The organism is Candidatus Rubrimentiphilum sp. (assembly GCA_035710515.1).
Taxonomy (GTDB): Bacteria; Vulcanimicrobiota; Vulcanimicrobiia; order Vulcanimicrobiales; family Vulcanimicrobiaceae; genus Rubrimentiphilum.
Genome location: DASTDE010000004.1, coordinates 64,873 through 89,200, shown reverse-complemented (window position 1 = coordinate 89,200; position 24,328 = coordinate 64,873). Strand labels below are relative to the sequence as shown.

The 24,328-nt window shown below is 61.3% G+C and carries 24 protein-coding genes and 1 tRNA gene; 22 read left to right on the top strand and 3 right to left on the bottom strand.

What is annotated here, in order from left to right:
* The 6 genes from VFO29_09485 (at nt 1) to VFO29_09460 (ending at nt 9,232) form a co-directional block, all read left to right on the top strand.
* Nucleotides 1-909: a cation diffusion facilitator family transporter gene (locus VFO29_09485; GenBank protein HET9393731.1), complete on the top strand. Its 909-nt coding sequence runs from the start codon at nt 1-3 to the stop codon at nt 907-909.
* 2 nt (nt 910-911) lie between these two features.
* Complete coding sequence (locus tag VFO29_09480; GenBank protein ID HET9393730.1) at nt 912-2,258, top strand: thiolase family protein; 1,347 nt, start codon at nt 912-914, stop codon at nt 2,256-2,258.
* Nucleotides 2,259-2,555: 297 nt separating this feature from the next.
* Nucleotides 2,556-3,722, top strand: a complete 1,167-nt coding sequence (gene sucC, locus VFO29_09475) for an ADP-forming succinate--CoA ligase subunit beta (GenBank protein ID HET9393729.1) — start codon at nt 2,556-2,558, stop codon at nt 3,720-3,722.
* A gap of 84 nt (nt 3,723-3,806) precedes the next feature.
* Nucleotides 3,807-4,685: a succinate--CoA ligase subunit alpha gene (sucD, locus tag VFO29_09470; GenBank protein ID HET9393728.1), complete on the top strand. Its 879-nt coding sequence runs from the start codon at nt 3,807-3,809 to the stop codon at nt 4,683-4,685.
* A gap of 152 nt (nt 4,686-4,837) precedes the next feature.
* Complete coding sequence (locus VFO29_09465) at nt 4,838-8,920, top strand: TonB-dependent receptor (GenBank protein HET9393727.1); 4,083 nt, start codon at nt 4,838-4,840, stop codon at nt 8,918-8,920.
* Between the two features lie 102 nt (nt 8,921-9,022).
* Nucleotides 9,023-9,232 (top strand): hypothetical protein, encoded by a 210-nt coding sequence (locus tag VFO29_09460; protein HET9393726.1) that lies wholly within the window; start codon nt 9,023-9,025, stop codon nt 9,230-9,232.
* Between the two features lie 120 nt (nt 9,233-9,352).
* Here the strand turns inward: VFO29_09460 and VFO29_09455 are convergent, their stop codons facing one another.
* Nucleotides 9,353-9,649, bottom strand: coding sequence for a LysM peptidoglycan-binding domain-containing protein (locus VFO29_09455; protein ID HET9393725.1), 297 nt, complete (start codon nt 9,647-9,649; stop codon nt 9,353-9,355).
* A gap of 223 nt (nt 9,650-9,872) precedes the next feature.
* On the opposite strand from VFO29_09455, the gene lexA reads away from it, so the two are divergent.
* From lexA to VFO29_09435, 4 genes are all read left to right on the top strand, one after another.
* Nucleotides 9,873-10,478, top strand: coding sequence for a transcriptional repressor LexA (gene lexA, locus VFO29_09450; protein HET9393724.1), 606 nt, complete (start codon nt 9,873-9,875; stop codon nt 10,476-10,478).
* A gap of 81 nt (nt 10,479-10,559) precedes the next feature.
* Nucleotides 10,560-11,600, top strand: a complete 1,041-nt coding sequence (locus tag VFO29_09445; protein HET9393723.1) for a PTS transporter subunit EIIC — start codon at nt 10,560-10,562, stop codon at nt 11,598-11,600.
* Complete coding sequence (locus tag VFO29_09440; GenBank protein ID HET9393722.1) at nt 11,597-12,889, top strand: methionine gamma-lyase family protein; 1,293 nt, start codon at nt 11,597-11,599, stop codon at nt 12,887-12,889. Before VFO29_09445 ends, VFO29_09440 begins: the two co-directional genes overlap by 4 nt.
* Nucleotides 12,886-13,257, top strand: a complete 372-nt coding sequence (locus tag VFO29_09435) for a PilZ domain-containing protein (protein ID HET9393721.1) — start codon at nt 12,886-12,888, stop codon at nt 13,255-13,257. The genes VFO29_09440 and VFO29_09435 overlap by 4 nt, the downstream gene beginning before the upstream one ends.
* Here VFO29_09435 and VFO29_09430 read toward each other — a convergent pair.
* A complete protein-coding gene (locus tag VFO29_09430; protein HET9393720.1) occupies nt 13,254-13,460 on the bottom strand; it encodes a hypothetical protein in 207 nt (68 codons plus the stop codon). The genes VFO29_09435 and VFO29_09430 overlap by 4 nt on opposite strands.
* A 65-nt stretch (nt 13,461-13,525) precedes the next feature.
* On the opposite strand from VFO29_09430, the gene VFO29_09425 reads away from it, so the two are divergent.
* The 4 genes from VFO29_09425 to VFO29_09410 are packed head-to-tail and all read left to right on the top strand — an operon-like array spanning nt 13,526 to nt 16,618.
* The gene (locus VFO29_09425) at nt 13,526-13,831 is read left to right on the top strand and encodes an FHA domain-containing protein (protein HET9393719.1); all 306 of its coding nucleotides are present in this window, start codon (nt 13,526-13,528) and stop codon (nt 13,829-13,831) included.
* A 9-nt stretch (nt 13,832-13,840) separates the two neighbouring features.
* Entirely contained in the window at nt 13,841-14,668 is an 828-nt protein-coding gene (panC, locus tag VFO29_09420) for a pantoate--beta-alanine ligase (protein HET9393718.1), read from the top strand.
* Nucleotides 14,665-15,867: a bifunctional phosphopantothenoylcysteine decarboxylase/phosphopantothenate--cysteine ligase CoaBC gene (gene coaBC / locus VFO29_09415; protein ID HET9393717.1), complete on the top strand. Its 1,203-nt coding sequence runs from the start codon at nt 14,665-14,667 to the stop codon at nt 15,865-15,867. Before panC ends, coaBC begins: the two co-directional genes overlap by 4 nt.
* Complete coding sequence (locus VFO29_09410; protein HET9393716.1) at nt 15,851-16,618, top strand: type III pantothenate kinase; 768 nt, start codon at nt 15,851-15,853, stop codon at nt 16,616-16,618. Before coaBC ends, VFO29_09410 begins: the two co-directional genes overlap by 17 nt.
* 144 nt (nt 16,619-16,762) lie before the next feature.
* Here VFO29_09410 and VFO29_09405 read toward each other — a convergent pair.
* Nucleotides 16,763-16,834: transfer RNA gene (locus tag VFO29_09405), tRNA-Val, on the bottom strand.
* Between the two features lie 58 nt (nt 16,835-16,892).
* On the opposite strand from VFO29_09405, the gene dusB reads away from it, so the two are divergent.
* The 8 genes from dusB to greA all read left to right on the top strand — a co-directional run bounded on the left by dusB (nt 16,893) and on the right by greA (nt 24,310).
* Nucleotides 16,893-17,903, top strand: coding sequence for a tRNA dihydrouridine synthase DusB (gene dusB, locus VFO29_09400; protein ID HET9393715.1), 1,011 nt, complete (start codon nt 16,893-16,895; stop codon nt 17,901-17,903).
* Nucleotides 17,904-19,145 carry an aspartate aminotransferase family protein gene (locus VFO29_09395; GenBank protein ID HET9393714.1) on the top strand — a complete coding sequence of 414 codons (1,242 nt, stop codon included), beginning with the start codon at nt 17,904-17,906 and terminating at the stop codon, nt 19,143-19,145. It abuts the gene before it with no gap.
* 14 nt (nt 19,146-19,159) lie between these two features.
* The gene (locus VFO29_09390) at nt 19,160-19,600 is read left to right on the top strand and encodes an aromatase/cyclase (GenBank protein ID HET9393713.1); all 441 of its coding nucleotides are present in this window, start codon (nt 19,160-19,162) and stop codon (nt 19,598-19,600) included.
* Nucleotides 19,597-20,718 (top strand): hypothetical protein, encoded by a 1,122-nt coding sequence (locus VFO29_09385; protein HET9393712.1) that lies wholly within the window; start codon nt 19,597-19,599, stop codon nt 20,716-20,718. Before VFO29_09390 ends, VFO29_09385 begins: the two co-directional genes overlap by 4 nt.
* Nucleotides 20,715-21,356: a hypothetical protein gene (locus VFO29_09380; GenBank protein HET9393711.1), complete on the top strand. Its 642-nt coding sequence runs from the start codon at nt 20,715-20,717 to the stop codon at nt 21,354-21,356. The genes VFO29_09385 and VFO29_09380 overlap by 4 nt, the downstream gene beginning before the upstream one ends.
* Nucleotides 21,353-22,255 carry a hypothetical protein gene (locus VFO29_09375; protein ID HET9393710.1) on the top strand — a complete coding sequence of 301 codons (903 nt, stop codon included), beginning with the start codon at nt 21,353-21,355 and terminating at the stop codon, nt 22,253-22,255. Before VFO29_09380 ends, VFO29_09375 begins: the two co-directional genes overlap by 4 nt.
* 90 nt (nt 22,256-22,345) lie before the next feature.
* Complete coding sequence (locus tag VFO29_09370; protein ID HET9393709.1) at nt 22,346-23,731, top strand: APC family permease; 1,386 nt, start codon at nt 22,346-22,348, stop codon at nt 23,729-23,731.
* Nucleotides 23,732-23,797: 66 nt separating this feature from the next.
* The gene (gene greA / locus VFO29_09365; protein ID HET9393708.1) at nt 23,798-24,310 is read left to right on the top strand and encodes a transcription elongation factor GreA; all 513 of its coding nucleotides are present in this window, start codon (nt 23,798-23,800) and stop codon (nt 24,308-24,310) included.
* The last annotated feature ends 18 nt before the right edge of the window (nt 24,311-24,328 follow it).

Sequence of the window (24,328 nt, the reverse complement as noted above, 5' to 3'; positions counted from 1 at the left end):
ATGCCGCGCACGCGGCTCATGTGTGCTCTGGCTCTGGTTGCAATCGTCGCCGCTGTTGAATTTTGGGGCGGATTCCGCGCGGGCAGTTTGGCGCTGCTGGCCGACGGCGTGCACGTTTGCATGGACGTCTTTGCGATCGGCATCGCGTTGGCGGCGCTTACCGGTGCTGCGCGTCCGGCAAATCTACGCAAGACATTCGGCTACGGACGCCTTGAAATCTTGGGAGCGCTCGCCAACGGCACGCTCTTGCTCGCGGCGACGTTCTTCATCATCTACGAAGCGATCCACCGCTTCTTCGTGCCGTACCATCCGCAAGGAACGCTGATGGCGGCCGTTGCCGGATTCGGCTTTGTCGTGAATGCGTTCGTGGGCTTGCTGCTCATGCGCGACCGCGCCGAGAACCTGAACGTGCAGGCCGCGATCTTTCACGTCTGCGGCGATGCGCTGGGCGCGCTTGCGGTAATCGCCGGTGGCGCCGCGATCGCGCTGACAGGCGCGGCCTGGATCGATCCGGCCTTGACGCTTTTCGTCGCGGCCATCATCGTCGTCGGCGTGGTCCGCATCGTACGCGACGCCGCCGACATCTTGCTCGAAGCGACGCCGCGCGGCATGAGCATCGAAGACGTGCGCGATTCTTTGGCGCCCGTGCCCGGCATCGTAGCGGTACACGATCTGCACGTTTGGACTATCGGCACCGGGGACCGCGCGCTTTCGGCGCACATCTTAGTTGACGATCGCCGCGTTAGCGAAGCGACCGCGATCGCCCGCGAGATCGACGGCCTGCTGCGCGCACGCTACGGCATAACCCACGTCACGCTTCAATTCGAATGCGAAAGCTGCGGCCCGGACGAGCGCGTCGTCTGCACGCAACCCCGCGGGACGGCATCCGAGCCGGCGCGAATGCGCTAACCATGATGGACTCAAAGACTGTCGTCGTCGGTATGGCGCGCACGCCGTTCGGCCGCTTGAGCGGCGGCCTAGGTTCGCTCGAGGCAACGACCCTCGGCGCGGCCGCGCTGGTAGCGGCGATCGAACGCTCGGGCGTCGATCCCGCCGAAATCGAGCATCTCGTCTTCGGGCAAGTGCTGCAAGCCGGCGCCGGACAAAATCCCGCACGTCAGGTCGGCTTCAAGAGCGGTCTTGCAAAAACGGTTACCGCCGAGACCGTCAATAAGGTCTGCGCATCCGGACTGCTCGCCGTGGTCAATGCGGCGCGCCTTATAAATGAAGGCAGCAATTCGCTGGCCGGCGCCGGCGGCATGGAGTCCATGACGAATGCGCCCTACCTTTTAAAGGACGCACGTACGGGCTATCGTTTCGGCGACGGCCGGCTGATCGACGCGATGATTCACGACGGCCTTTGGGATTACTACTTTCCGATGACGATGGCGGCGCAAGGGACGAAGGTCGCGAACGAGCTCGGCGTCACGCGCGAAGAGCAAGATCGCTTTGCGCACGAGAGTCATCGGCGCGCAACCGAAGCGCAGAACACAGGCGAACTTTCGGATGAGATCGTGCCGCTGCGCGTCGCAACCAAAGCCAAGGGTAAGATCGTCGTCGACAAACTTCCGGAACCGGCGCGAGCGCGCGTTCCGGTAGCGGCCGGCTCTTCAAATGGTGCGGCGGATGCCGTGTGGGAGCATCAGCCCTCCAAAGAGTTCACGTTGAACTACGGCGAGTGGGCGCCGTTCGTCACCGGCGATGTGCCGAGCACGACGGTCGACCGCGACGAATCCGTTCGCGCCGACGCGAACTTGGAAGCCATGGCCAAGCTCAAACCGATCGACAAAGACGGAACGATTACCGCGGCCAACGCACCCGGCGTGAACGACGGCGCTGCGGCGCTGGTGCTGGCGAGTTCGGAGTATGCAAAGTCACATTGGCATTCCGCGCTGGCGACGATTCTGGACCACGCGACCGTCGCGTGGGACTCGCCGTATATCGCGCTGACGCCGGCGATGGCCGCGTCCAAACTGCTTGCGAAGACGGGTTTGCGTAAAGAGCAAATCGACGTGTGGGAGATCAACGAGGCATTTTCGGCGGTCGCGCTGGTTTCGGCCAAGCGCCTCGGATTAGATCCGGAAAACATCAATCGCTTCGGGGGTGCGGTCGCGATGGGCCATCCGATCGGCGCCTCGGGCGCGCGGCTCATCGGTACCGTCATCAACCAGTTGCGCAAGCGCGGCGGCGGTTACGGGATTGCGGCGATCTGCAGCGGCGGCGGCCAAGGGGACGCAGTTCTCATTCGAGTCGACTAGCGCGCCTATTCTCACCGCGACACGAGCATAAATAAAAAGAGGCGCTCCTCCGTGAGCGCCTCTTTTGATGGTGTGACGTGCCTGACCAGCCACCCAACTCTATCACACCGTCAACCCACCTCAAGGGATGAGGCTGGAGCGTACGGGCCCTTCGACAGGCTCAGGATGACACAAATTTGCGTGCGAGTTTCACAAGCCGCCTGTAGCCATCGATACAGCCTGTCCTGAGCAAGCGAAGCTTGTCGAAGGGCCCCAGCAGGTACCAATCACGCCGAAGGAACATCTCGACAACCCCGTATGAACTTAATGGAGCACCAGGGCAAGGAACTGTTTCGCCGCGCCGGGATTCCCGTGCCGCGCGGACAGCACGCCACGACCGCGGACGACGCGGGAAACTTCGTCAAAACCAACGCCGGCGAATGGGTCATCAAGGCCCAAGTGCTGATGGGCGGACGCGGCAAAGCCGGCAAAGTAAAGTTCGCAAAGAACGCTGCCGAAGCCAAAACCGTCGCGCACGATATCATGGCCACGCCGATGCCGCCGAATCGTCAGAATCCAAAAGGCGAACCGGTGAACTCGATCCTGGTAGAAGAAAAGCTGCCGATTGCCAAGGAAGCGTACTGCGCGATTGCCATCGATCGTACGACCAAGCGGCCCGTGATGATGGTCAGCCGCTTCGGCGGAATGGACATCGAAGAAGTCTCGGAAAAACATCCCGAGTCGATCGCCAAGTTCTTTATAGACACCGCGATCGGCTACTCGCCGTTCATCGGTCGCGATCTGGCTTTCAAAGCGGAGCTCGATCCCGGTTACCGTAAAGCGTTCCCGGCGATTGCCGGCGGCATCTACGATCTGTTTTTCCGCTACGGAGCGAAACTGATCGAGATCAACCCGCTCGTGCTAACGACGGATGGCCGCGTTTTCGCATCCGACTCAAAAGTCGAGCTCGACGACGACGCGCTTTTCAAGAATCCCGAGTTCAAGAAGTGGGAAGAGACGCTGCCGCTGGATGAGGACGAGCAGCTGGCTGCGGAGGCTGGACTCGGCACGCGCAACTTCCGCCGCTTCGACGGAAACATCGGCACAATCGCTAACGGCGCGGGACTCGCTATGGCGACAATGGACGCGGTGAAAAACGCGGGCGGTAACTTTGCGAACTTCCTGGACGTCGGCGGCGGCGCGAACGCCGAGCGCGTCCGCAAGTGTTACGAACTCGTCGTCAACCACACGGGAGCGAAGGTCATCTTCATCAACATCTTCGGCGGCATCACGCGCTGCGATGAAGTGGCAAAGGGCATCGTGGAGGCGATCGACACGACAAAGTCGCGCAAAGTGCCGCTCGTCATCCGCTTAACCGGCACGAACGAAGAAGAAGGCCGTCGCATTCTTGCCGAGGCCAAGATGACGCCGGTTGAAACCATGGACGAGGGCGCCGCAAGAGCTGTGGAGTTGGCGAATGCGTAACCCTTCGTTACCTCAGGGCCGCTCGCATACGCTCGCGCCCCTTCGACCACTGCTCAGGACTCGATACCTCACGATGACAATTGTATGAGTATCTTCCTCGATAAAAATACCAAGGTGATCGTGCAGGGCATTACCGGCAGCGAAGGCTCGTATCACGCGGGACGCATGCTGGAGTACGGCACGAACATTCTGGGCGGCGTGACGCCGGGCAAAGGCGGACAGAAGAGCGAGCATGGATTGCCCGTCTTCGACACGGTGCGCGATGCGGTCGACGCGACCGGCGCGACGCACACGTGCATCTTCGTGCCGCCGCCGTTTGCAGCCGATGCGCTTTTCGAGGCGTACGACGCCGGCATAACCTTTGCGGTCTGCATCACCGAGGGCATTCCCGTCCACGACGTCCTGAAGGTCGTCGCCACGACGCCCGGCATGCGCATCATCGGGCCGAACTGTCCCGGTTTGATCTCGCCGGGAAAATCGTTAATCGGCATTATGCCGGGCCATGTCTTTAAGGAAGGCAACGTCGGGCTCGTCTCGCGATCCGGCACGCTCACGTACGAGGTCGTTGATTTGCTGACGCGCGCCGGATTTGGACAGTCGACGTGCGTCGGAATCGGCGGCGATCCAATCATCGGCACCACCTTCGTGGACTGCCTGCGGGAGTTTGCCAACGACCGGCAGACCGAGGCGCTCGTGCTCTGCGGCGAGATTGGCGGATCCGACGAAGAGGACGCGGCGGCTTTCATTAAGGAGCACATGTCGCAGATGCCGGTCGTGGCCTTTGTCGGTGGCCGCAACGCCCCGCCGGGCAAGTCGCTGGGGCACGCCGGAGCCATCATTTCCGGGGCCTTCGGGACGGCTCAGAGCAAGATCGCGGCCTTTGAGGCCGCCGGCGTCCCGGTCGCGGACCGGCCCTCCGCCATCCCGGGCCTTTTGGCTCAACGGATGCCCGCCGCCGTTTAAGGGCCTGCCTGTTTAGGGCATATTTCCCCTCAGGAGCCTCCCAGAGGATTAAGAATCTGTGAAAAGAAGGCTCTCGTAGCCGCACGGGTCTGCGACTTTAGGTTCGCATGCCCGGGCGACATGTCAACTGGCCTCACAAAATAGGAGGAACCATGCCAAAATTCCGACTCAGGCATGCGTTCGTGGCCATCTTGCTACTCGTGGCAATGCTCTCCCAGGGAACATGGGCACTGGCGGGCACCACAGGTAGCATTACCGGACAAGTGATGGATGCGACAACGGGCAAACCCGTTGCCGATGCGACGGTTACTGCCGTCTCGCCGTCACAATCCGCTACAGCCACAACGGATGCTGGGGGGAACTACCGGTTCTTCACTTTGGCGCCTGACACGTATACCGTCTCGGCAACGAAGACGGGCTACAACAGCGCGTCACAGTCAGGAATCACTGTGTTTGCGGACCAATCGCACACACTGTCACTCAACATCTCACCATCGTTAAGAACGATCGCAAACGTCACGGCACGGGCTGCCGGTAATCTGGTCAAGCCCGGTACCACCGCGGACGTTTACTCCGTCAATGCCGCGACGCAGCAAGTCGTCTCGGGCAGCGGCGGCGGTTTCAACTTGAACCAAGCGTACTCGGGCATCTATTCGCAACCGGGCGTTACCTCTTATATCGGTAATGCGGGTTGGGGACAGGTGTTCTACATCCGCGGAAGCGCGTATAGCCAAATCGGCTACGAGTTCGACGGCGTTCCGGTGAACCGCGCGTTCGACAACTATCAGGCCAACTCGCTCGCGAGCTTGGGCCAACAGGAACTGCAAGTCTATACGGGCGGATCGCCTTCCGGCGCATCGTCCGCAACGCTCGGCGGTTTCATCAACCAAGTCATCAAGACCGGAACGTATCCGGGCTTCGGTACGCTCAAAGGCGGCATCGGCGCACCCGGGTTCTACCATGCCTTGACGGCTGAAGCGGGCGGCGCAAATCCGAATCGTACGTTCTCGTACTACGTCGGAGTCCAAGGTTACAACCAGCACTTCCCGGCCGGAAACTGGAATAACCTGAGCAATATCGCCTCGAACGGCATGAGCTCGCAAGGCATTCTGGGCTCGGCCCAGATCGCCAACTGGCTCGGCGCCGTCGACGGCGACATTAATATTGGGCCACCCGATTTCAATCTTGCCCAGTGCCTTGGTACTGGTGTGAATTGTGGATCGGCTGAATTCTTCGCGAACGGACCGTTCGCACCGTGCCAAGCTACCGGCGCGAACGCCGGTCTGCCGCTCGGGACGACCGCCGCGAATCCAGGTCCATTCAACGGCGCCTGCAACGGATACTATCCGTTCCAAACGGTCCTCTCGGACATTTACGAGCGGGACAACGTCATCAATCTGCACTTCGCGCTTCCGCACAAAAATGACAGCGGCCGCGACGATCTGCAGCTCTTGTACGACAACTCGATGCAGTACCAACTCAACGGCGACGCTGCCGTTGACGCGGGCGGCTATCAGAACATCAGCAACCTGCTGACGCCGTACTCGATCTACAGCACTGGAAGTAGCCAGTTCCCAGGTCTCTGCGGGTATGAGAACTTCTGGGGCACACAGTTCGGACGCATCGGCTGCGCCGCAAACAACGCGCCGTTACCGTACATGGACTCGCTCATTTGGGCGCCGGGCACGGCGTTCGGCCAACTGGCGAGCACAGCGGTTGCCAATCCGTACTACTTCCCGAACTCGCCGACGAACCGTTCGCTCAACGCTCCCTGTTCGTTCGGTAACGCGCTTGCAGGCAACTGTCAAGCAAACGGGAGTAAGAGCTCCGGCCAGCCGGCGACGCTGAAGGACGGCTTCTGGAACGACGTCGGAATCGTCAAAGCGCAGTACACGAAGAACATCGGCAGCAACGCCTATGCGCGTCTCTTCGCGTACACGTTCTACTCCGACTGGCTCATCAGCGGTCCGGTCGCGGCAGGCACGGCCTACCTCGACGGCCTGGTCACCGGTGCATACGGTGGCGACGGCACGGCCGACTACGAGCTCACCACGCACACGCGCGGTGCAGAGTTCCAATTCGCCGATCAGTTCAATCCGCAAAACCTGCTGCGTCTCACGGCTAACTACACGACGGCCTCCGTGGCGCGCTGGAACAACGGTTCGTGGGAATCCGGCTACGCCGGATCGCGCACGGGCGTAACGGATTGGACCAACGGTAATCCGGCCAACCCGATCTGCTACAACAGGACGACGGGGCAGCCGTGGAATTGCGACGACTCGGGTGCTTATGGAACGTTCCCGTTCCCGGCAACGAGCGGTCGCGTAGGCCCGACACCGACGAACCTCGCCGTAGCTTGCGGCGTCGGCGGAACCCTTGTGGGAACGCCGGGATGCAACAGCTTCAACGCTGGTACGTCCAACTGGCTCGTCACGGTGCCGAGCGGGCAAGGTACGTACAACACGGTCCGGCCGGTCTTTACATCGGTCGCGCTGGAAGACGAGTTCAAGCCGAACGATAAACTCGACCTGAATCTCGGCCTTCGGTACGAGTCCTATCAGTACAACCTGGCGAACCTGAACAATTCGGAGTTCAACTTCTGGTTCAACGCATACGCGCAAGTGCTGTGCTACGATCCGGGAACCGGACTGCCGCAGTTCTCGCCACTGACGCCGGGTCAACCGATCCCGCCGGCGCTGAAGGTTACCTCGACTCCGCTCGCCTCGTGCGGTCCGGCGCCGTCGGGCCAAACAGGCCTGCATCCGACCGGAAATATCCCAGGCTGCGTCACGTGCGGACCGTTGCAATACACCGCGCAAAGCCCCGGCCAGTTCACGCGTTTGGCACTTTCGCCGCGCGTGAGCGGAACGTACACGCTGTCTCCGGATGACGTGTTGCGTTTCTCGGCCGGCAAATACACGCAGCCGACCGAAACCGCGTTCGAGCAGTATGCGGACCAATCGGGTAAACGCGCCGCGAACTTCGACTTCAGCCGATTCTGGGGTCTCGGGTTCACGACGCCGGCACACGATAATCCGATCCAATACTCGAACAACTACGACTTCTCGTGGGAGCACCGGTTCCACAACAGCGACATCACGTTCAAGATCTCTCCCTTCTATCGCGATACACACAACCAGATCGAGACCGTGGTCCTCGCACCGGGCTTTGTTTCGGGAACGAATACCGGACATCAGCACAGCTACGGCGTCGAAGTCGGCATCCAAAAGGGTGACCCGACTCGCGACGGTTGGTCGGGACAGCTTTCGTATACCTATACGAACGCGCTCGTCCAATATGGTAATCTGCCGAGCGGAACAAACTCGATCGATTACCTGAACACCTACATCTCGGCGTTCAATAAACTGACGTCGGCGGGTGGGGGTTCTCCGTGCTATAACGGCGGTGTCGGCGTTGCCTGTCCGGCAAACTTCGCCGCGAACCCGACCACGATCGTTAATCCCTACTTCAATATGGCATCGCAGCCGTTACTGGATCGCATGGGCTGGTACCAACCCTATCCGAACGAAGCGCCGAACGCTCCGTACGATCAGGGCGGGGCCCAGAGTGCAATCTGGCCGCACCAATTCAGCGGTTGGATCCAGTATAAGAAAGGCCGTTTTGCCATCGCACCCAACTTCACGATGATCTCTGGGGCGTACTACGGGTCGCCGACCGACACGTACGGTACGGATCCGCGCACGTGTGCCCAGAATCAATCGGCGGCGATTAGTCCCACTGGTACACCAGTCGCTCCCCCGGCATCGACCGCGGGCTTCTGCGACTTCCTTACCGCCGGAGCGACCTTCTCGACGGACAGCGGCTATCTCGCGATACCGAATCCGTATACGGGTTCGTTCGACGGCATGGGCAAGTTCCAGCAGCCGTGGCAGATCAATGTCGGTGCGCTGATCAAGTATGACATCTCACCGCGGGTGACTGCCAACTTGACGCTCACCAACATCCTGAACTACTGCTGGGGCGGAACGAACACAGCATGGTCCTCGCAATTCAAGCCGGGGAGCATCGTCTGTGGTTACGGCTCGTCCAACGGTACCTATGTCGGAGCAAACAGCAGCCAGCCCGGTTATGGCAGCGGTTTCTATTACGGAACTTCTGCGAACGGGGCAACCAATGGCAGCCCGAACTATCCGGCAGCGTACAACTATCCCTTCGCTCCGCTCTCTGGAGCTCTGCCCTTCCAAGCGTACTTGGAACTGCAGATCAAGCTCTAGTTCGAAGCTAGGTTAGTTCAAGCGAAAGTGCCCCTGCGAAAGCGGGGGCACTTTTTTATTGTCATCCTGAGGTATCGAAGGACCCTGAGCGAAGTCGAAGGGATGGCAGCCGGTTACTTTTGTGAAGACTGCGAGATCTCGATCTGGCCGGCGGCTCCGCGCTCGGAGCTAGCGTGGCTCAAAGATCGCTTGCACGTTGTGCGCGAGGTTGCAAAACACTCGCAAGGCGGGCTCGACATCTGGATCGCGGACGGATTTGCATTTCTGGACGAGCATCGCGACCACAGTGTGATCGTCGTTACGAAAAGCTAAAAAAAAGAACCGCCCTTTGACAATGCTCAGGACAGGCTCTGGTGCGGTTTGGACTGGGAAAGAAAAAGACCCCGGGAGGTGGGGTCTCTTGCGTCAGCTCTGACGGAGGTTACCCTCTTGTCATATTGAGCTTGACGAAATGGGGACGTGGAGGCGCTGGCCCGGAACGATCGGCGAGCCGCCAAGGTGGTTGACCTCAGCGATGCGATCGATGGTCTCTTGGACGTCGCCACTGCGGGCAGTCCGCGCCGAGGCGATGGCCCAGAGGGTGTCGCCGGGCTGCACGACGACTGTCGCGTAGCGCTGGGTTCCGGCCGCGTAGAGGTGCATGCTCGAGAGAGCCGGCACCGTCACCATAAGGCTCAGCGCGGCCAGCATGATGGCCGGCATCAAGGTGAATCGTCTGCGCTTGCCCATGGTACTCTCCTTACTCTATCTTGTGCCGAACGGGCGTTCGTTAACAAGTATACCCATATTTTGTGCCAAACGCTTGTTCGTCCCCTAGATTTTATCACACCCGCTCGCTCGGGTGTCAATGCCTCGAACGTATGTTTGCCTTCAAATCCGATTTATGGTACGGTTGTAACCGGCCCTAGTGCCATATGCATGGCATTCTGCCGGGGTCATGGGGGCTTTTTGCATGGAGGGAGCTACCGAGCGCCAGAGGCGCATCCTCGAGGTCATCGAGGAATTCCGGGCCGAGCGGGGTTACCCGCCGTCGGTCCGCGAGATAGGCGAACGCGTCGGCCTTTCATCGTCGTCAACGATTCACGCCCATCTCAAAACCCTGGAACGCCGCGGGTACATCACGCGGGATCCCACGAAACCGCGCGCTTTACGCAGCGAGAGTTCGAGCGCTAATCCTCCCGACAGCGTCGTCATGCCGATCATCGGCCGCGTGGCCGCGGGTGTGCCCATCACGGCGCAGGAGAACATCGAGGGTGAATTCGTTTTGCCGGCCTCGTTCGCGCCGCGCGCCTCGGAGGCGTTCATGCTGCGAGTGAAGGGCGACTCGATGGTCGGCGCCGCGATCCTCGACGGGGACTTACTCCTCGTCCGCCCGCAAAAGAGTGCGGAAAACGGCGAGATCGTCGTCGCTATGGTAGACGACGAAGCAACGGTCAAACGCTTTTATAAGGAAGACGGGCGCATCCGTCTGCAGCCGGAGAATCCGGAGATGGCGCCAATCTTCTCGAGCGATGTCACCGTTGTCGGACGCGTCGAAGCCGTCGTCCGAAAAATCTAACTGCTAGCCGCGCTGCGCGCGTTCGGCGATCTGCCCGCTCTGATCGCCGTGCGCGAGAGCTTGCCGCGAAGTTTTTTTGCGTTGCTGGCGGCCCTGCCCGTTTTGATGGCGTTTGCGCCGGGCTCGTTCTTGCAGCGGCTGGTCGCGGCCGAGTTGCCGGCGTTCGGCGTGATGGGCATTGCCCTGGCGATCATTCTCTCGTATCGCTTGGCCCTGCACTTACAGCTGATGCGCGGGCTCGTCGTCGGCGTGACGGTCGTCGCTTTTGCCCTGGCGCTTCCGCGGCCGTTTTCTTTCGATCAGCCGATCGCGTATTTGAAAACGCTCGGCGGCGTCGCGCTGTTTCTGGCGATCGTGCTGGCGCTGCTGGTCGCCGGAGCATGCTCGCTCGGCCGCCGCGCGGGCATCCGCGGACAAGCGCTCGGAGCGATCCTGGTGCTCGCCGTGCTTGCGGCGATCTTTGCCCTGCACGTATCGCCCGCGAATGAACTGACCGCATGGTTCGCACCGCTCGGAAGGTTGGGCGATTCGTATCCGGCGCTGATGACGATCGTCGCGCTCGAGACGGCGTTGTGGATTATCGGCATTCACGGTCCGGCGACGCTGGCGGCGGTCGTGACGCCGCTCTATCTCGCGCTCCAAGTGCAAAATACCGACGCCTTTATCCACCACATGCCGCTGCCGCACATCGTGGTCGTCTCGCTGTTTCTCTTTATCTTTCCCGGCGGAGCGGGCGCGACGCTGCCGATTGCATTTCTGCTGTTTTTTAGCCGCGCGCCTCGCTTGCGGCTGTTGGCCAGAGCCACGATTCTGCCGGCGCTTTGCAACATCAACGAGCCGCTGCTGTTCGGACTGCCGATCGTCTTGAATCCATTTCTGATAGTTCCGTTTGTCGGCGTGCCGCTGATAACGGCAACCGTCGCGTATTTCGCAACCGCGAACGGCTTGGTCGCACGCGCGTATACGTACATTCCGGCGGCGGTGCCCTCGCCGCTGGCGGTCTTTCTGGCGACGCTGGACTGGCGTGCCGTCGTGCTGGTGGTGGTCAACATCGCGCTGGCGACGGTGCTCTACTTTCCTTTCGTTCGCGCGTACGAGCAACACGAGGCCGCCACCGCGTGAACGTCCAGCTGCTGTGCGAGCGTTTCGGAGTGGCCGGGCCCGTTCGCGAAGCTGCGCTGCGCGCGCAAGAACGCGTTGCCGGTATACCCTACGCTGCGCAGGAGCGCGTGAAAGCCAACGTGATGGCGGCTTTCTTGGAAGAAGGCGTCACTGAAAGCGATTTTTCCGGAACGCTCGGCTATGGATACGACGACGCGGCGCGCGCCAAATACGAGGCGCTCCTCGCGCGGATCTTCGGCGCCGAACGGGCGCTGGCGCGTCTGTCGTTCGTCAGCGGCACGCACGCGATCGTTACTGCGATCGCCGCGTGCGTGCCGCCGGGAAAAACGCTGCTCAGCCTCACCGGCCGGCCATATGACACGCTGCGCAATGCTATCGCGGACGCGCCGAATTCGCTCGTGCGTGCGGGCATGCAGTATAAGGAGCTCGACCCTTCGATACCTCAGGGTGCCCTTCGACAGGCTCAGGATGACAACCCGATACCTCACCATGACAAGGATGTCGCTGCCGTGTTCGTGCAGCGATCGCGCGGATACGCGCCGCGGCCCTCGCTTTCGATCGCGGAGTGCGCCTCGCTTTTTGCACAGATCAAGAAGAAGCGCCCCGACGTCGCCATCATCGTTGACAACTGCTACGGCGAACTCGTCGAAGACCGTGAGCCGACGCATATCGGAGCCGATCTGGCTATCGGATCGCTGATAAAAAATCTCGGCGGATCTTTGGCCCCCGCCGGCGGCTACGTGATTGGCCGGAGCGACCTGGTTGCGCGCGTTGCCGATCGGTTGTACGCACCCGGCCTTGGCGACGCGCTGGGACCGTCGCTCGGCTTCGGCCGCGCGTTTCTGCAAGGGCTCTTCATGGCGCCGCTGATCGTAGAACAATGTCTGCGCGGACTCGATTTTGCGGCGGCGCTGTTCGACGAACTCGGCTATCCCGTCGATCCGGCCGCGGGCGCTGCGCGCACCGACATCGTGCAGGCGATCCGTTTAGGTTCCGCTCGCAGCATCCGTCTGTTCGCGCAAGGATTGCAGTCGGCGCTGCCGGTCAACGCACGGTTTCGTCCCGAACCTGGGAGTGTGCCCGGTTATGCGGAGCCGGTCGTTATGTCCAGCGGGTCGTTTATCAGTGGAGCGACCATCGAGTTATCGTGCGATGCGCCGCTGCGCGAGCCGTTCGAAGTCTATCTGCAGGGCGGCGTTGTGGCGGAACATGCGGTGTTAGGTGCGCTTTTTGCGGCGCGCGCAGTGCAGGGCGGTTCGCTTTCGCGAGAGAAGCGTGATCGAGCGTGAGCACAGAACAACCGGCGGGTTCGGGTCCCCAGCAGCGGCGCTTCTTTCGCGCAGCCGTTGATTTTCCGGTAGCCGTCACGGTAGCGGGCGACGATGCGGCATTAGATGGCGGTGTGGTCGATCTGAGCGGCGGCGGGATGCGCGTTATTACCAAAAACGATTTAAGCGCCGGTCAGAACATCACGCTGCGCTTTCGATTACCTGAAGGCGAGCGGGAGATGATGGTGCGCGGCCGCGTGGTGCTCTCATTCTTCGATGCTTCGCGGCAGCAGTTCGCGCACGGGATCGCCTTCACGCAGATTGCGGCTCCCGATCAGAGCGAGATTGTGGAGTTCATCCACGAGCTGCAGCAGCGCGCGCGGACTTAGTCGAGGCCCAAAAAGCCGTAGAAGAAGTACTTGTTTCCGTCCGCGGTCGTGATGACGATGCGCGTGTCTTCGATTTCGGCGGCCTGCACGGTCTTGCCGACCATCTCGTCGAGAATAGACTGAACCTGCGCGAACTCCGCTTCGCGCAGTGCGTCGGGTTGCACCTCGATAAGGTGCAGCAGCTCGTCGATTCTGTCGTTCACCGTGCCCATTATACAGCTCGCCACCCTAGAGAGTATCGTCCCCATAAAGAGAATAGTTAGTCCTCATGCACTCGACCTTTGTGCTGGAGGTCTTGAGCGGGCCGCTGGACGGGAAGACCTGGCCCTTCGAAGACGAGATCGTGATAGGCCGGGACGAGACCATGGCGGGCGCCTGCATCACGCTCGACCGCTACGTGTCGCGCCGGCACGCCCGGCTGCGGTCGGATTCCGGCAGTCTGCTCTTGAGCGATTTGGACAGCCGCAATGGAACGCGCGTCAACGAACGGCGAGTTCGGGGCGAACAGCGGATCGAGCCCGGTACGCCCTTCCAGGTCGGCCGCACCGTGCTGCGGGTTACGCGCGCTTCGTAGGATTCGAAGATGAACGTTGCACACGAGCTCGCGCCGGCGCGCGCGCAGCTCGAAACGCTTGCGCGGCCGCTGGGATTCGTGCCGACGATGGGAGCGCTCCACGCGGGCCATTTGCGCCTTGTGGAGGTCGCGCGACGCGAGTGTAAATCCGTCGTCGCGAGTTTGTTCGTCAATCCAATGCAATTCGGTCCGCAGGAAGATTTCGAACGGTACCCGCGCGATTTCGAAGCGGACAGCGAAAAGTTCGCGCAAGCCGGAGTCGATCTGCTCTTCGCGCCCGAGAGTGCTACGATGTATCCGCCGGATTTTTCCACGTTCGTTGACGTCGGCAAGCTGGGCACCAGGTTTGAGGGTGCCGCGCGCCCCACGCATTTCCGCGGCGTCGCCACCGTCGTCGCCAAGCTGCTGAACATGGTGGAACCGGACGTATTGTATTTGGGACAAAAGGACGCGCAGCAGACGGCGGTACTCAACAAACTTGTGCGCGATTTGAATTTCAGAACTCGCGTGGAGATCGTCGAAACCGTGCGCGAGCCCGACGGCCTGGCGCTTTCCAGCCGCAACGCCTATCTTTCCGTTCAGGAACGCGCCGCGGCGCCGACGCTGTACGCCGCGCTGCAGACCATGTTAAAAGAGATTCAAGCCGGCAAAAGTGTGGAGGAAGCGCGCGAGACTGCGGTTCGCGTGATTAGCTCGCAGGCGAAGCTCGAATACATGAACTTGGTAGATGCGCAGAGTTTTTCGAACCTGAAAACGTTGCGCGCGCCGGCATTTTTGATCGGCGCGGCGCGGTTCGGCCGGACGCGGCTGCTCGACAACCTGTGGATCCGATCGTGAGCGAAGCCATTTTTTCCGGCAAGCGCATTCTGCTGTGCGTGACGGGCGGAATCGCGGCATATAAAGCAGCGGCTTTAACGAGCACGCTGGTGCAGCGGGGCGCGATCGTCGATGTTGCCATGACGGAAGCCGCCGAGGAATTCGTCGGACCGCTGACCTTCGCCGCACTCACCGGCCGTCAGGTGTTCACCTCACTCTGGGATGCGCCCGAAACGATTCCGCATATTCGCCTGGTGCGCGACGCGCAAGTTGCGCTTGTGGCTCCGGCGACGGCCGATGTCATCGCGAAACTCGCGCAAGGCATCGCCGGCGACTTGGTGACGAGCGCGCTGCTGGCGGCGCGCATTCCGATCGTGCTTGCGCCCGCGATGAACGATGCGATGTATACCGACCCGGCGACGCAGTCAAATTTGCAAACACTGCGCGAGCGCGGCTATGAAATCGTCGAACCGGAACGCGGGTATTTGGCTGAACGTGAAAGCGGTATCGGAAGACTTGCACCCGAGGACGCGATACTGCAATCGCTGGAGGTGGTGCTCGCGCGCGCGCAGTCGCTGAAAGGAAAGCGCGTGCTGATCACCGGCGGTCCGACGCGCGAAGCATTCGATCCGGTGCGATTCGTCAGCAATCCCTCTACGGGCGCAACGGGCATCGCGCTCGCGCGCGAAGCCGCGCTGCGTGGCGCAAGCGTGACGTTGGTTCTCGGCCCCACGCATCTGCCGGCGCCGCATGGCGTTCACGTGATCGACGTCGTCTCAGCGCAGGATATGAACGATGCGGCACTAGTGCAGGCGAAAGACGCCGATCTTGTGATCGCAACGGCCGCTGTGGCAGACTGGCGCCCGGAAACGGCTTCGCAACAAAAGGTAAAGAAGGGCGAGGGCGACGTGGACGTGCGGATGGTTCGCACTCCAGACGTTTTAGCTGCCATCGCGGAGCATAAGAACGCGACGATCGTCGTGGGATTTGCCGCGGAGACGGAAAACCACGAAACCAACGCGCGCGCCAAGATGGAGCGCAAGCACCTGGATGCCATTGCCGTCAACGACGTTTCGGACGGCCGCGGCTTCGGCGCTCAGGCGAACTCCTTGACGTTCCTCTGGGGAAAGGACGGCCGGTGCGAGCTGGGCGCCGCTTCGAAAGAGGTTTTGGCGGCCCGTCTGCTCGACTGCATCCAACAAAATGTTACTCGCGATTGACGTCGGCAATACCGACACGAAGCTAGGCTGTTTCGCCGACGGTAACTCCGAGCTCGCGCATGCATGGCGGATCCGCACGAACGCAAAGCGGACGCCGGACGAGTTGGGGACGCTCTTCGTCCAGTTGTTTGCCTCGAAGCAGCTGCTCCCGTCGGACGTGGAGGCGATCGTCGTCGCCAGCGTCGTTCCCAATCTCGATCAAGCGCTTGAGGAAGCGTGTTCGCGGTATTTCGGGCGCGAGCCGAGCTTTTTCAAAGCGCATCGTCAGAAGCTCATGCCGATCGACACTGAGCGGCCGGGCGAAGTCGGCGCCGACCTGGTGGCGTCCGCCATCGGCGGCAAGGAGCTCTACGGCACCCCGCTCATCGTCATCAGCTACGGCACCGCGACGGTCTTCATGGCGATTAACGCTGATGGCCGTTATCTCGGAGTAGCCATCGCTCCAGGCATCAACATCTCGATCGACGCGCTCGTCGAGCGAACGGCGAAGCTTCCGCAGATAGCGCTGGAAGCACCGGGACACGCGCTCGGAACGGATACGATTTCGGCGTTGCAATCGGGAATTGTGTACGGTTTCGTCGGTCAGACCGAGGCCTTGGTCGCGCGCATTCGCGCCGAGCTAGGTGTTGACGCGAAGGTAATCGCCACCGGTGGTATGGCCGACGTCATTGCAAAGCATACCAAGATCATTCACGCGGTTAATCCGAACTTGAGTTTGATCGGCTTGCGCCGTTACCATTTGTCATCCTGAGGTATCGAAGGACCCTGAGCTTGTCGAAGGGTGGCGGAAATAACAAGAGGACGCGTTTCCGCATCCTCTTACTGTAGCTCTGTTGGAAGACTCGCTCTCTGACTCGCATTGAGTTTAACCGAGGCCCTACCCGAAAGCAAGAGGCTCGCCCGAAGGGACTCGAACCCCATCCAGCCCTGAGTCAAGGAGCTGCTCTATCCAATTGAGCTACGGGCGCTACCCTGCTATCACGCCGATAGCCGGGGAACGCAAGGGGTGATAGAATACCGTCGCTATGCAGCGCACCGTAGCCCCGCTCGTCATCGGGCCGCACCAGATTTGGCCGCCTTTGGTTCTGGCGCCCATGTCGGGCGTGACCAACCGCACAATGCGAGCGCTCTATAAGCCCTTCGGTTTAGGCCTGACGGTGACGGAGTTCGTGTCTGCCAACGCGCTGCAGTATGCATCCAGCGCGAAGCGCACCATGGAGATGATCGACCAGCACGGACTCGAGAAGCCGGTCAGCACGCAGTTGTGGGGCGACGATCCGGCCGTGATGGCTAAAGCCGCGAAGATCGTGCGCGAGTGCGGCGCCGACATCGTTGACATAAACTTCGGCTGTCCCGCGCCGAAGGTTACAAAAATCAACGGCGGTTCGGCCTGTTTGCGCGACTTAGACCGCTGCGAAGCCATCATGCGTGCCGTTGTTGAGGCCGTTGATTGTCCGGTGACGATGAAGATGCGCCTGGGCTGGAGCGAAGACAAGCTTGTTTACATTGAAGCAGCCCAGCGAGCGCAAAAGGTGGGTGTGCAAGCTTTGACGCTTCACGCCCGTACTGCCAGACAGTTCTATAAAGGAAACGCAGATTGGGAGCACATCAAGCGCCTCAAGCAATCCGTTGACCTGCCGGTAATCGGCAACGGCGATCTCGGCGATCCCGATCAGGCGATGCAACGCATGCGCGAGAGCGGCGTCGACGCGATCATGCTCGGCCGCGCAACGCTCGGCAATCCCTGGCTTATCTCGCAGATTCGCGATCTCATGGAAGGACGCGCCGCGCAGCCGGTGCCGTCCGCTGCTGATCGTTTGCGCTACGCGGTTCACGTGCACTACCAAGCGATGCTGAACGATCTCGGAGAGTCGCGCGCGGTTCCGCAGATGCGTAAACACCTCGCGCTGTATTTCAAAGGCATTCCCGGCGCCGCCGTTCTTCGCGAGCGCATCATGCGGATCGATCGCGCGCAAGACGTCATCGCCGTGGTCGAAGAAGCTATTACAGCGCTCGAACGCCCCGTCGCCGCCTAGATGGACCTCTACGGCGAGACGTACGAGAATTACAAGCTCTACGTAAATCCGACGTTGGCGCGCGTGATGAAGGTCGCCGGCAGTCCGGTGGAAGTGCGCGCGCAAGGCTGCACCATCTGGGATCAGAACGGCAAGGCCTATCTCGATTTCGCCGGCGGCTACGGCGTCTTCACGCTCGGCCATCGGCATCCCAAAGTCGTCGCCGCCGTGCAAGCCCAGCTCGATGTAATGGCTCTCTCCGGCAAGACGATGTTTAACGTCATGCTTGGTCGCGCTTCCAAGCGCCTCGCGGAGCTCGCGCCGGGCGATCTGCAGATTTCCTTTTTCTGCAACAGCGGAACCGAAGCGGTGGAAGGCGCGATTAAACTCGCGCGCGCCGCCACAAAACGGCGCAGAATCGTCGCGACGCGCGACGCCTTTCACGGCAAAACGCTCGGATCGCTTTCCGCCAGCGGACGGGAGTATTTTCGAGACACGTACGCGCCGCTGCTCGAGGATGTAGCGCATCTCGAATTCGGCTCGACCGCCGGCTTGGAAGAAGCGCTTCGCGACGCGGCCGCGTTCATCGTCGAACCGGTGCAAGGCGAAGGCGGTATCAACGTTCCGCCCCTCGGATATCTGCGCGAGGTCCGCGAGATCTGCGATCGCACCGGCGCACTGCTGATCGCCGACGAAGTGCAGACCGGCCTGGGCCGCTGCGGCATGCTCTTCGGATGTAATCGCGACGACGTCGTTCCCGACGTGATGACGCTCGCGAAGGGGCTATCGGGCGGAGTCATTCCGGTAGGTGCTTATATCACGCGTCCGTCCGTGTGGAATGCCGCGTACTCCAAGCACCCCGTCATGCATACGTCCACCTTCGGCGGCAGTGAGATCGCCTGTGCGGCGGCGCTCGCCGCTATGGACGCGCTCGTCGAAGAGCACTTGGTTGAGAACGCGCGCGAGCGTGGGGCGCAGCTGCTCGCCGGCGCGCAAGAACTCTGCAAAGACTATCCGGAGATTCTCCGCAGCGCGCGGGGGTTGGGGCTGCTCGTCGGCGTGGAACTGACCAACGAAGGCTACGGCGGCTGGATTATCTCCGAAATGCTCAAGCATGGAGTGACCGCGGCGTGGACGCTGAATATGCAGCGCGTGATTCGCCTGGAACCGCCGCTGATCGTTACCCAAAGCGAGATCGAGCAAGCGCTGGCGGCGCTTGCGGCCGGACTCTCCACCGCTCGCGAAAAGCTCGGCGCACTCTAGGCGCAAGTCACTCGATGCCGTACGTTGAAACATCCATTGTGATCGCCGCTCCGCCTCGCGCCGTCTACGAACTGGCCAAGCAGCAGGAACGCTTTCCGGAGTTCATGCCGGACGTGGAATCGATCACCGTGCTCGAGCGCCGGCCGGACGGCGCGCTCACCCGTTGGAAGACGCTGGTTGAGGAAGCGCCGATCGAATGGACCGAAGACGATCGTTTCGACGACGAGAAGCTCCGGATTGACTACAAGCTCTTGGAGGGCGACCTCGACAAGTTCGAAGGCAGCTGGTCGTTTAGTGAAGACGAGGGCAAGACGCACGTCGTGCTGGGAGTGGACTATGATTTTGGCGTGCCGACGCTGGCGGAGCTGATCGGCCCGACACTCGAACGCAAAGTTCGCGAAAACAGCGAGATGATGCTCGCCGCGCTGAAACGTGAAGCCGAAGGCGCCGCATGAGCGCGAACACCGCAAAATTCGTCTTCGTCATCCATCCACTCTCGCTCGAAGACGTCGTGCGCTACGAGCCGAGCGCAAAAGGCAAAGGCGAGGCCATTTTGCGCAAGATCATGGAGTGGATGCCGGCCTGGAATGCCGCCCACGTTACCGGCATACGGACTCCCGACGGGCGTGAAACCGAAGGCTGGTTCGTTTCGGCGGCACTCTTGCCCGAACAGATCATCAGTTTTCCGCGTGAGAAAGTCTACGAGCGAATCGTGCGCGCGATCGAGATCGGGGCGGAGCTGGGCGCGGGGGTAGCGGGACTCGGTGCATTTACCGGAGTCGTCGGCGACGGAGGCGTGACGGTGGCCGAACGTTCGCCTATTCCGGTCACGACCGGTAATTCGTTGACAATCTCCGCGGGAATCGCCAGTCTTTTTCGCGGCGCGGACGAGATGGGCATCGATCCGCAAAACGCCACCGCGGTGGTCGTCGGCGCAACGGGTTCGATCGGCTCGGCTTGCGTCAAACTGATCGCGCCCCGCGTGAAACGCATAATACTCGTCGCACGCAACAATACGCGGCTGGCAAAATTCTTCGACTCCATGTCCGGCGAGTTGCCGGCCGAATCGTCGTACACCACGGATTTGTCCGCCGCTGTTCGCCAAGCGCAGCTGATTCTGACGGCAACCAGCTCGACGCAGGACGTAATCGAACCCGAGGATCTGCAAACCGGCGCAGTTGTGTGCGAGTTGTCGCTGCCGCACGACGTGAGCCGCCGCGTCGCGCAAGAGCGTCCGGACGTGCTGGTGGTCGAGGGCGGCAATATGCTGCTGCCGGGCAATCCGCATTTCGAGCGCGTTCGCGAACCTGGTCAAGAATTTGACTTGAATCTGCCGCCGCGCACTGCGCTCGCATGCATGTCGGAGACGATGGTGCTGGCGCTCGAAAACCGTCTCGAATCGTTTTCGATTGGCCGGGGTATCGACGTTAACAAAGTCGTGGAGATCGGAGAGCTCGCAGCCAAGGACGGGTTTACGCTCGCGGACATGCGCGCCTTCGACGCGGCGATTACGCCGGAGAAGATCGCCGCCATCCGCAAAGCCGCGGAAGAACGCCGGAGCGCCGTCGCGTGAGCGCTACGTTGGCCATGGCTGATCCCGAGGCGATCAACCTCCGATTCATCTCACGTGCCAGAATTGGTGTTCTGTTTTCGGTTTTGGTGGCGACCTGGCTGGTCTTGATCAGGGGCGATGTTAGACACGTCCCCTACCAAGAGAAAACGCTGATCGAGTCTGTGATTCGCGTTCTGATGATCGGTGGTGTCTTTGTTCTAGCCGGGCGGGAATTGCGAGAGGCGCTACTTGGCTTGTTCGATCTGACAAGAATGATACTCGTCGGCATCCTATTTGGAGCGGCAGGGACGCTCGTGGGTATCTGCCTGCTGATCCTCGCCCACTGGCGTTTCGGGCACTACTCTCTTGCTCTGCTAATCCCAGCCGGCTTGTGGGCGGCTTCTATTACTCTCCTGCTGTTCGGATGGCTTCAAACGCGACTTGCACAGTGGATGCCACCACTGGTGGCGGCAGTCGTTGTCTCATGCTCTTTTGCGCTCTCTGAATTCCTAACAACCCGTTCGTGGATTTTGACGGCGGCATACATCGGCTATTATTCACTTCCTTTTTTGAGGTGGAAGACAGGCTCGCTCGGAGCGTGCGCGATCGCGCTGCTTTTTTCCCAGACCCTCATCTGGGCAGTGACGGCAAGAGTATGAAGAAGGTTGTATCCGTTTCGCTTGGTTCCAGTGCGCGCGATCATAGCGCAAAGGTAAATCTGCTCGGCGAAGACTTCGAGATCTCACGCGTCGGCACGGACGGCAAGCTCGACGAAGCAATCCGCATGGTGCACGAGCTGGACGGCAAAGTCGATGCGATCGGCTTGGGCGGTATCGACGTGTATCTCTATGCCGGCAAACATCGCTTTGCGTTGCGCGACGGCTTGCGCTTGCTGGAGGCTGCTAAGGTTACGCCCGTCGTGGACGGCAGCGGCCTAAAGAACACGCTCGAACGCGAAGCCGTACGGTTTATGCAAGAAGAGCTGGGCATCGACCTCAAAGGCAAGAAAGTTCTTATGGTCAGCGCCCTGGATCGCTTCGGCATGGCGCAAGCACTTGTCGACGCGGGTGCGGACGTGCTCTTCGGCGATTTCATCTTCGCACTCGACCTCGACAAGCCGGTCAAAGGCTTGCACGAGTTCGAAGAGATGGCCGAAAAGTATCTGCCTGACGCGTGCAAGCTGCCTTTTCAATTCTTCTATCCGACCGGCAAGAAACAAGACAAACCGCCGGAGCCCAAATATCCGCAGTACTATCGCGACGCCGAAATCATCGCGGGCGACTTTCATTTCATGCGCCAATTCATGCCCGACGACTTGCACGGGAAGATCGTGTTGACCAACACGGTGACCGAGAAGGACGTCGACGAGCTGCGCGCGCGCGGTGTGAAGATGCTCATTACGACTACGCCGGATTTTCAGGGTCGCTCGTTCGGCACGAACGTCGTCGAGGCCGCGCTCCTCGCGTTGCTGGGCAAGAAATGGAGCGACGTAACCGCCGAAGACTACGAACGCGTTTTGCACGAATTGCATCTCAAACCACGGGTGATCGAGCTATAGGCACTCAGCAAGCGCCTTTCGTTACCGGGTCCGGAGCCTGTCCTGAGCAGTGTCGAAGGGATACCTCAGGATGACAACTAGGGCCACGTGATGGCAGCGAGACACCTTCCGCGCGTCCTGCGCTTTTTCGACATCTCCGTATTGTCGTCCGCGTCGATGGCGCCGGCGTACAGTCTAGCTTCGACGATGGGTCCGATGATCGTCGCCGCCGGCACGTTTGCGCCGCTCTCATTGGTTACCGTTTCGGCAATCATGCTGTGCATCGCGATTGGTTTCGCGCAACTGTCGCGCGTCGCGCCGAATGCAGGCTCGTCGTATTCGTGGATTCGCATGGCCTTCGGATCGTACGTGGGGGCGTATGGCGCGTGGCTGCTGATCCTCTCGAACGTGTTCGCGACGATGGCGACAGCGGTGCCGGCGGGCATTTACACGTTGGATTTACTCGCGCCGCAACGCGCGCAGAACCCGATCTGGGACGCGGCCGTCGGCGCCGCCTGGATTGCGGGCAGCGCGGTGCTCCTGTACGCCGGCGTTCGTCCGACGACGATCGTAACGATGGCGGCGCTCGCGCTGGAGATCGGTGTTATTGCCGTCGCGGCGATCGTCGCGTTGTTCTCACCGCACACCGGCGCACCGCATCCGGCATCGCCCGGCGACGTGAAGGCGCTCGCATTTAGCAGCCTTGGTTTCATCTACGCGATGACGCTGGGCGTATGGATGAGCGACGGATGGGAGCTCTCCGCCGCCACGTCGGAAGAAGTTGCGAAAGATCCGCGTGCTTCGGGACACGGCGGCATCACCGGACTGCTCGTAACGACCGCGGTGCTCGCACTTGCCATGTTCGCGTTCGGCCATCTCGGCACGCTGCGCGGCTTTACCGCCAATCAGGCGGACGCAATGCGTTATGTTTCCGATCTGTTGGGCGCGCCGGCGTGGCGGCCGGTGATCCTCACGACCGTCCTCGTTTCGACGAGCTCGGCGCTCTGGACGACGCTGCTCTACCTCTCGCGATCGGTCTTTGCCATGGGCCGCGACGGCGTTCTGCCGCGCGTGTTGGGAACGCTGGACAAGCGCGACGAGCCGTTTTGGTCGCTCGTGGCGGTAGCGCTGTTCGTCGCCTGTCTCGAGTTGCTCACGGGCCTCTCCCCGACCGCCGCAGCCCAATTGACGCTCGTTTTGAACGGCAGCTCGCTCTTTTTGGGCCTGCTGTTCGTCTTCACCGCGGCGGCCGCAGTCCGGACGTTTTGGTCGCAGCCATCGTTCCGCTGGACCGGGGTGGTGATTCCGGCCGCCGGAATGGCGGCGCTGGCACTGGTCCTGGGGGCGACCGTGCGCTTCGAAGACCACACGTCGCAGGGCTATGCCGCTGGCGGAATCCTCATCGGCATTCCGCTGGCCGTGTGGCGCGGGTGGGCCTCCCTCCGGAAGGCAGGCGACCCCCCCGGACAGGGTGAACCAACGGCGACGGCGCCCTGAACGGGGGCGCTTTCTCCTTGTCACTCCAGTCGCCGAAGGATCACCTTGCGGGCAGAGGGGTACCACGTGAACGATAAAGAGATCGTCCTCACTAAAGAAGGTCTCGAAAAAATGGAGCGGGAGCTCGACGACCTGAAGAGCGTCCACCGCCGGGAAGTCAACGACCGCATTCGTCAGGCCAAAGAGTTCGGCGACCTGAGCGAAAACGCGGAGTACGAGGACGCCAAGCAGGAGCAGGCGTTCATCGAGGGCCGCATCATGAAGCTCGAATCGATGATCCGCAACGCGCGACTCATCGACGAGTCGGAGTACGCCGCCGATGAAGTCCACCTCGGCGCGACGGTCAAAGTGAAGGACGTCAAGACGAGTTCGACCCACGAGTTCTGGATCGTGGGGTCGGCCGAGGCCGATCCGGTGAACCAGCGCATCAGCAACGAGTCGCCCTTGGGCCGCTCGCTGATCGGGCACAAGAAGGGCGAAACCGTCGACGTGGCCACGCCGCGCGGCATCGTCAAATACAAGATTGAAACGATCAGACGAGGAACGCCGGCTAAGAAGGCCGCCAAGAAAGCGAGTTAGGACTCACGGATTCCCGCG

Bases quoted from the DNA above. Each gene is read 5' to 3' on its own strand.
- VFO29_09485 (HET9393731.1), top strand. From the start codon at position 1: ATGCCGCGCACGCGGCTCATGTGTGCTCTGGCTCTGGTTGCAATCGTC.
- VFO29_09480 (HET9393730.1), top strand. From the start codon at position 912: ATGATGGACTCAAAGACTGTCGTCGTCGGTATGGCGCGCACGCCGTTC.
- sucC (HET9393729.1), top strand. From the start codon at position 2,556: ATGAACTTAATGGAGCACCAGGGCAAGGAACTGTTTCGCCGCGCCGGG.
- sucD (HET9393728.1), top strand. From the start codon at position 3,807: ATGAGTATCTTCCTCGATAAAAATACCAAGGTGATCGTGCAGGGCATT.
- VFO29_09465 (HET9393727.1), top strand. From the start codon at position 4,838: ATGCCAAAATTCCGACTCAGGCATGCGTTCGTGGCCATCTTGCTACTC.
- VFO29_09460 (HET9393726.1), top strand. From the start codon at position 9,023: ATGGCAGCCGGTTACTTTTGTGAAGACTGCGAGATCTCGATCTGGCCG.
- VFO29_09455 (HET9393725.1), bottom strand. From the start codon at position 9,649: ATGGGCAAGCGCAGACGATTCACCTTGATGCCGGCCATCATGCTGGCC.
- lexA (HET9393724.1), top strand. From the start codon at position 9,873: ATGGAGGGAGCTACCGAGCGCCAGAGGCGCATCCTCGAGGTCATCGAG.
- VFO29_09425 (HET9393719.1), top strand. From the start codon at position 13,526: ATGCACTCGACCTTTGTGCTGGAGGTCTTGAGCGGGCCGCTGGACGGG.
- panC (HET9393718.1), top strand. From the start codon at position 13,841: ATGAACGTTGCACACGAGCTCGCGCCGGCGCGCGCGCAGCTCGAAACG.
- VFO29_09410 (HET9393716.1), top strand. From the start codon at position 15,851: ATGTTACTCGCGATTGACGTCGGCAATACCGACACGAAGCTAGGCTGT.
- dusB (HET9393715.1), top strand. From the start codon at position 16,893: ATGCAGCGCACCGTAGCCCCGCTCGTCATCGGGCCGCACCAGATTTGG.
- VFO29_09395 (HET9393714.1), top strand. From the start codon at position 17,904: ATGGACCTCTACGGCGAGACGTACGAGAATTACAAGCTCTACGTAAAT.
- VFO29_09390 (HET9393713.1), top strand. From the start codon at position 19,160: ATGCCGTACGTTGAAACATCCATTGTGATCGCCGCTCCGCCTCGCGCC.
- VFO29_09385 (HET9393712.1), top strand. From the start codon at position 19,597: ATGAGCGCGAACACCGCAAAATTCGTCTTCGTCATCCATCCACTCTCG.
- VFO29_09375 (HET9393710.1), top strand. From the start codon at position 21,353: ATGAAGAAGGTTGTATCCGTTTCGCTTGGTTCCAGTGCGCGCGATCAT.
- VFO29_09370 (HET9393709.1), top strand. From the start codon at position 22,346: ATGGCAGCGAGACACCTTCCGCGCGTCCTGCGCTTTTTCGACATCTCC.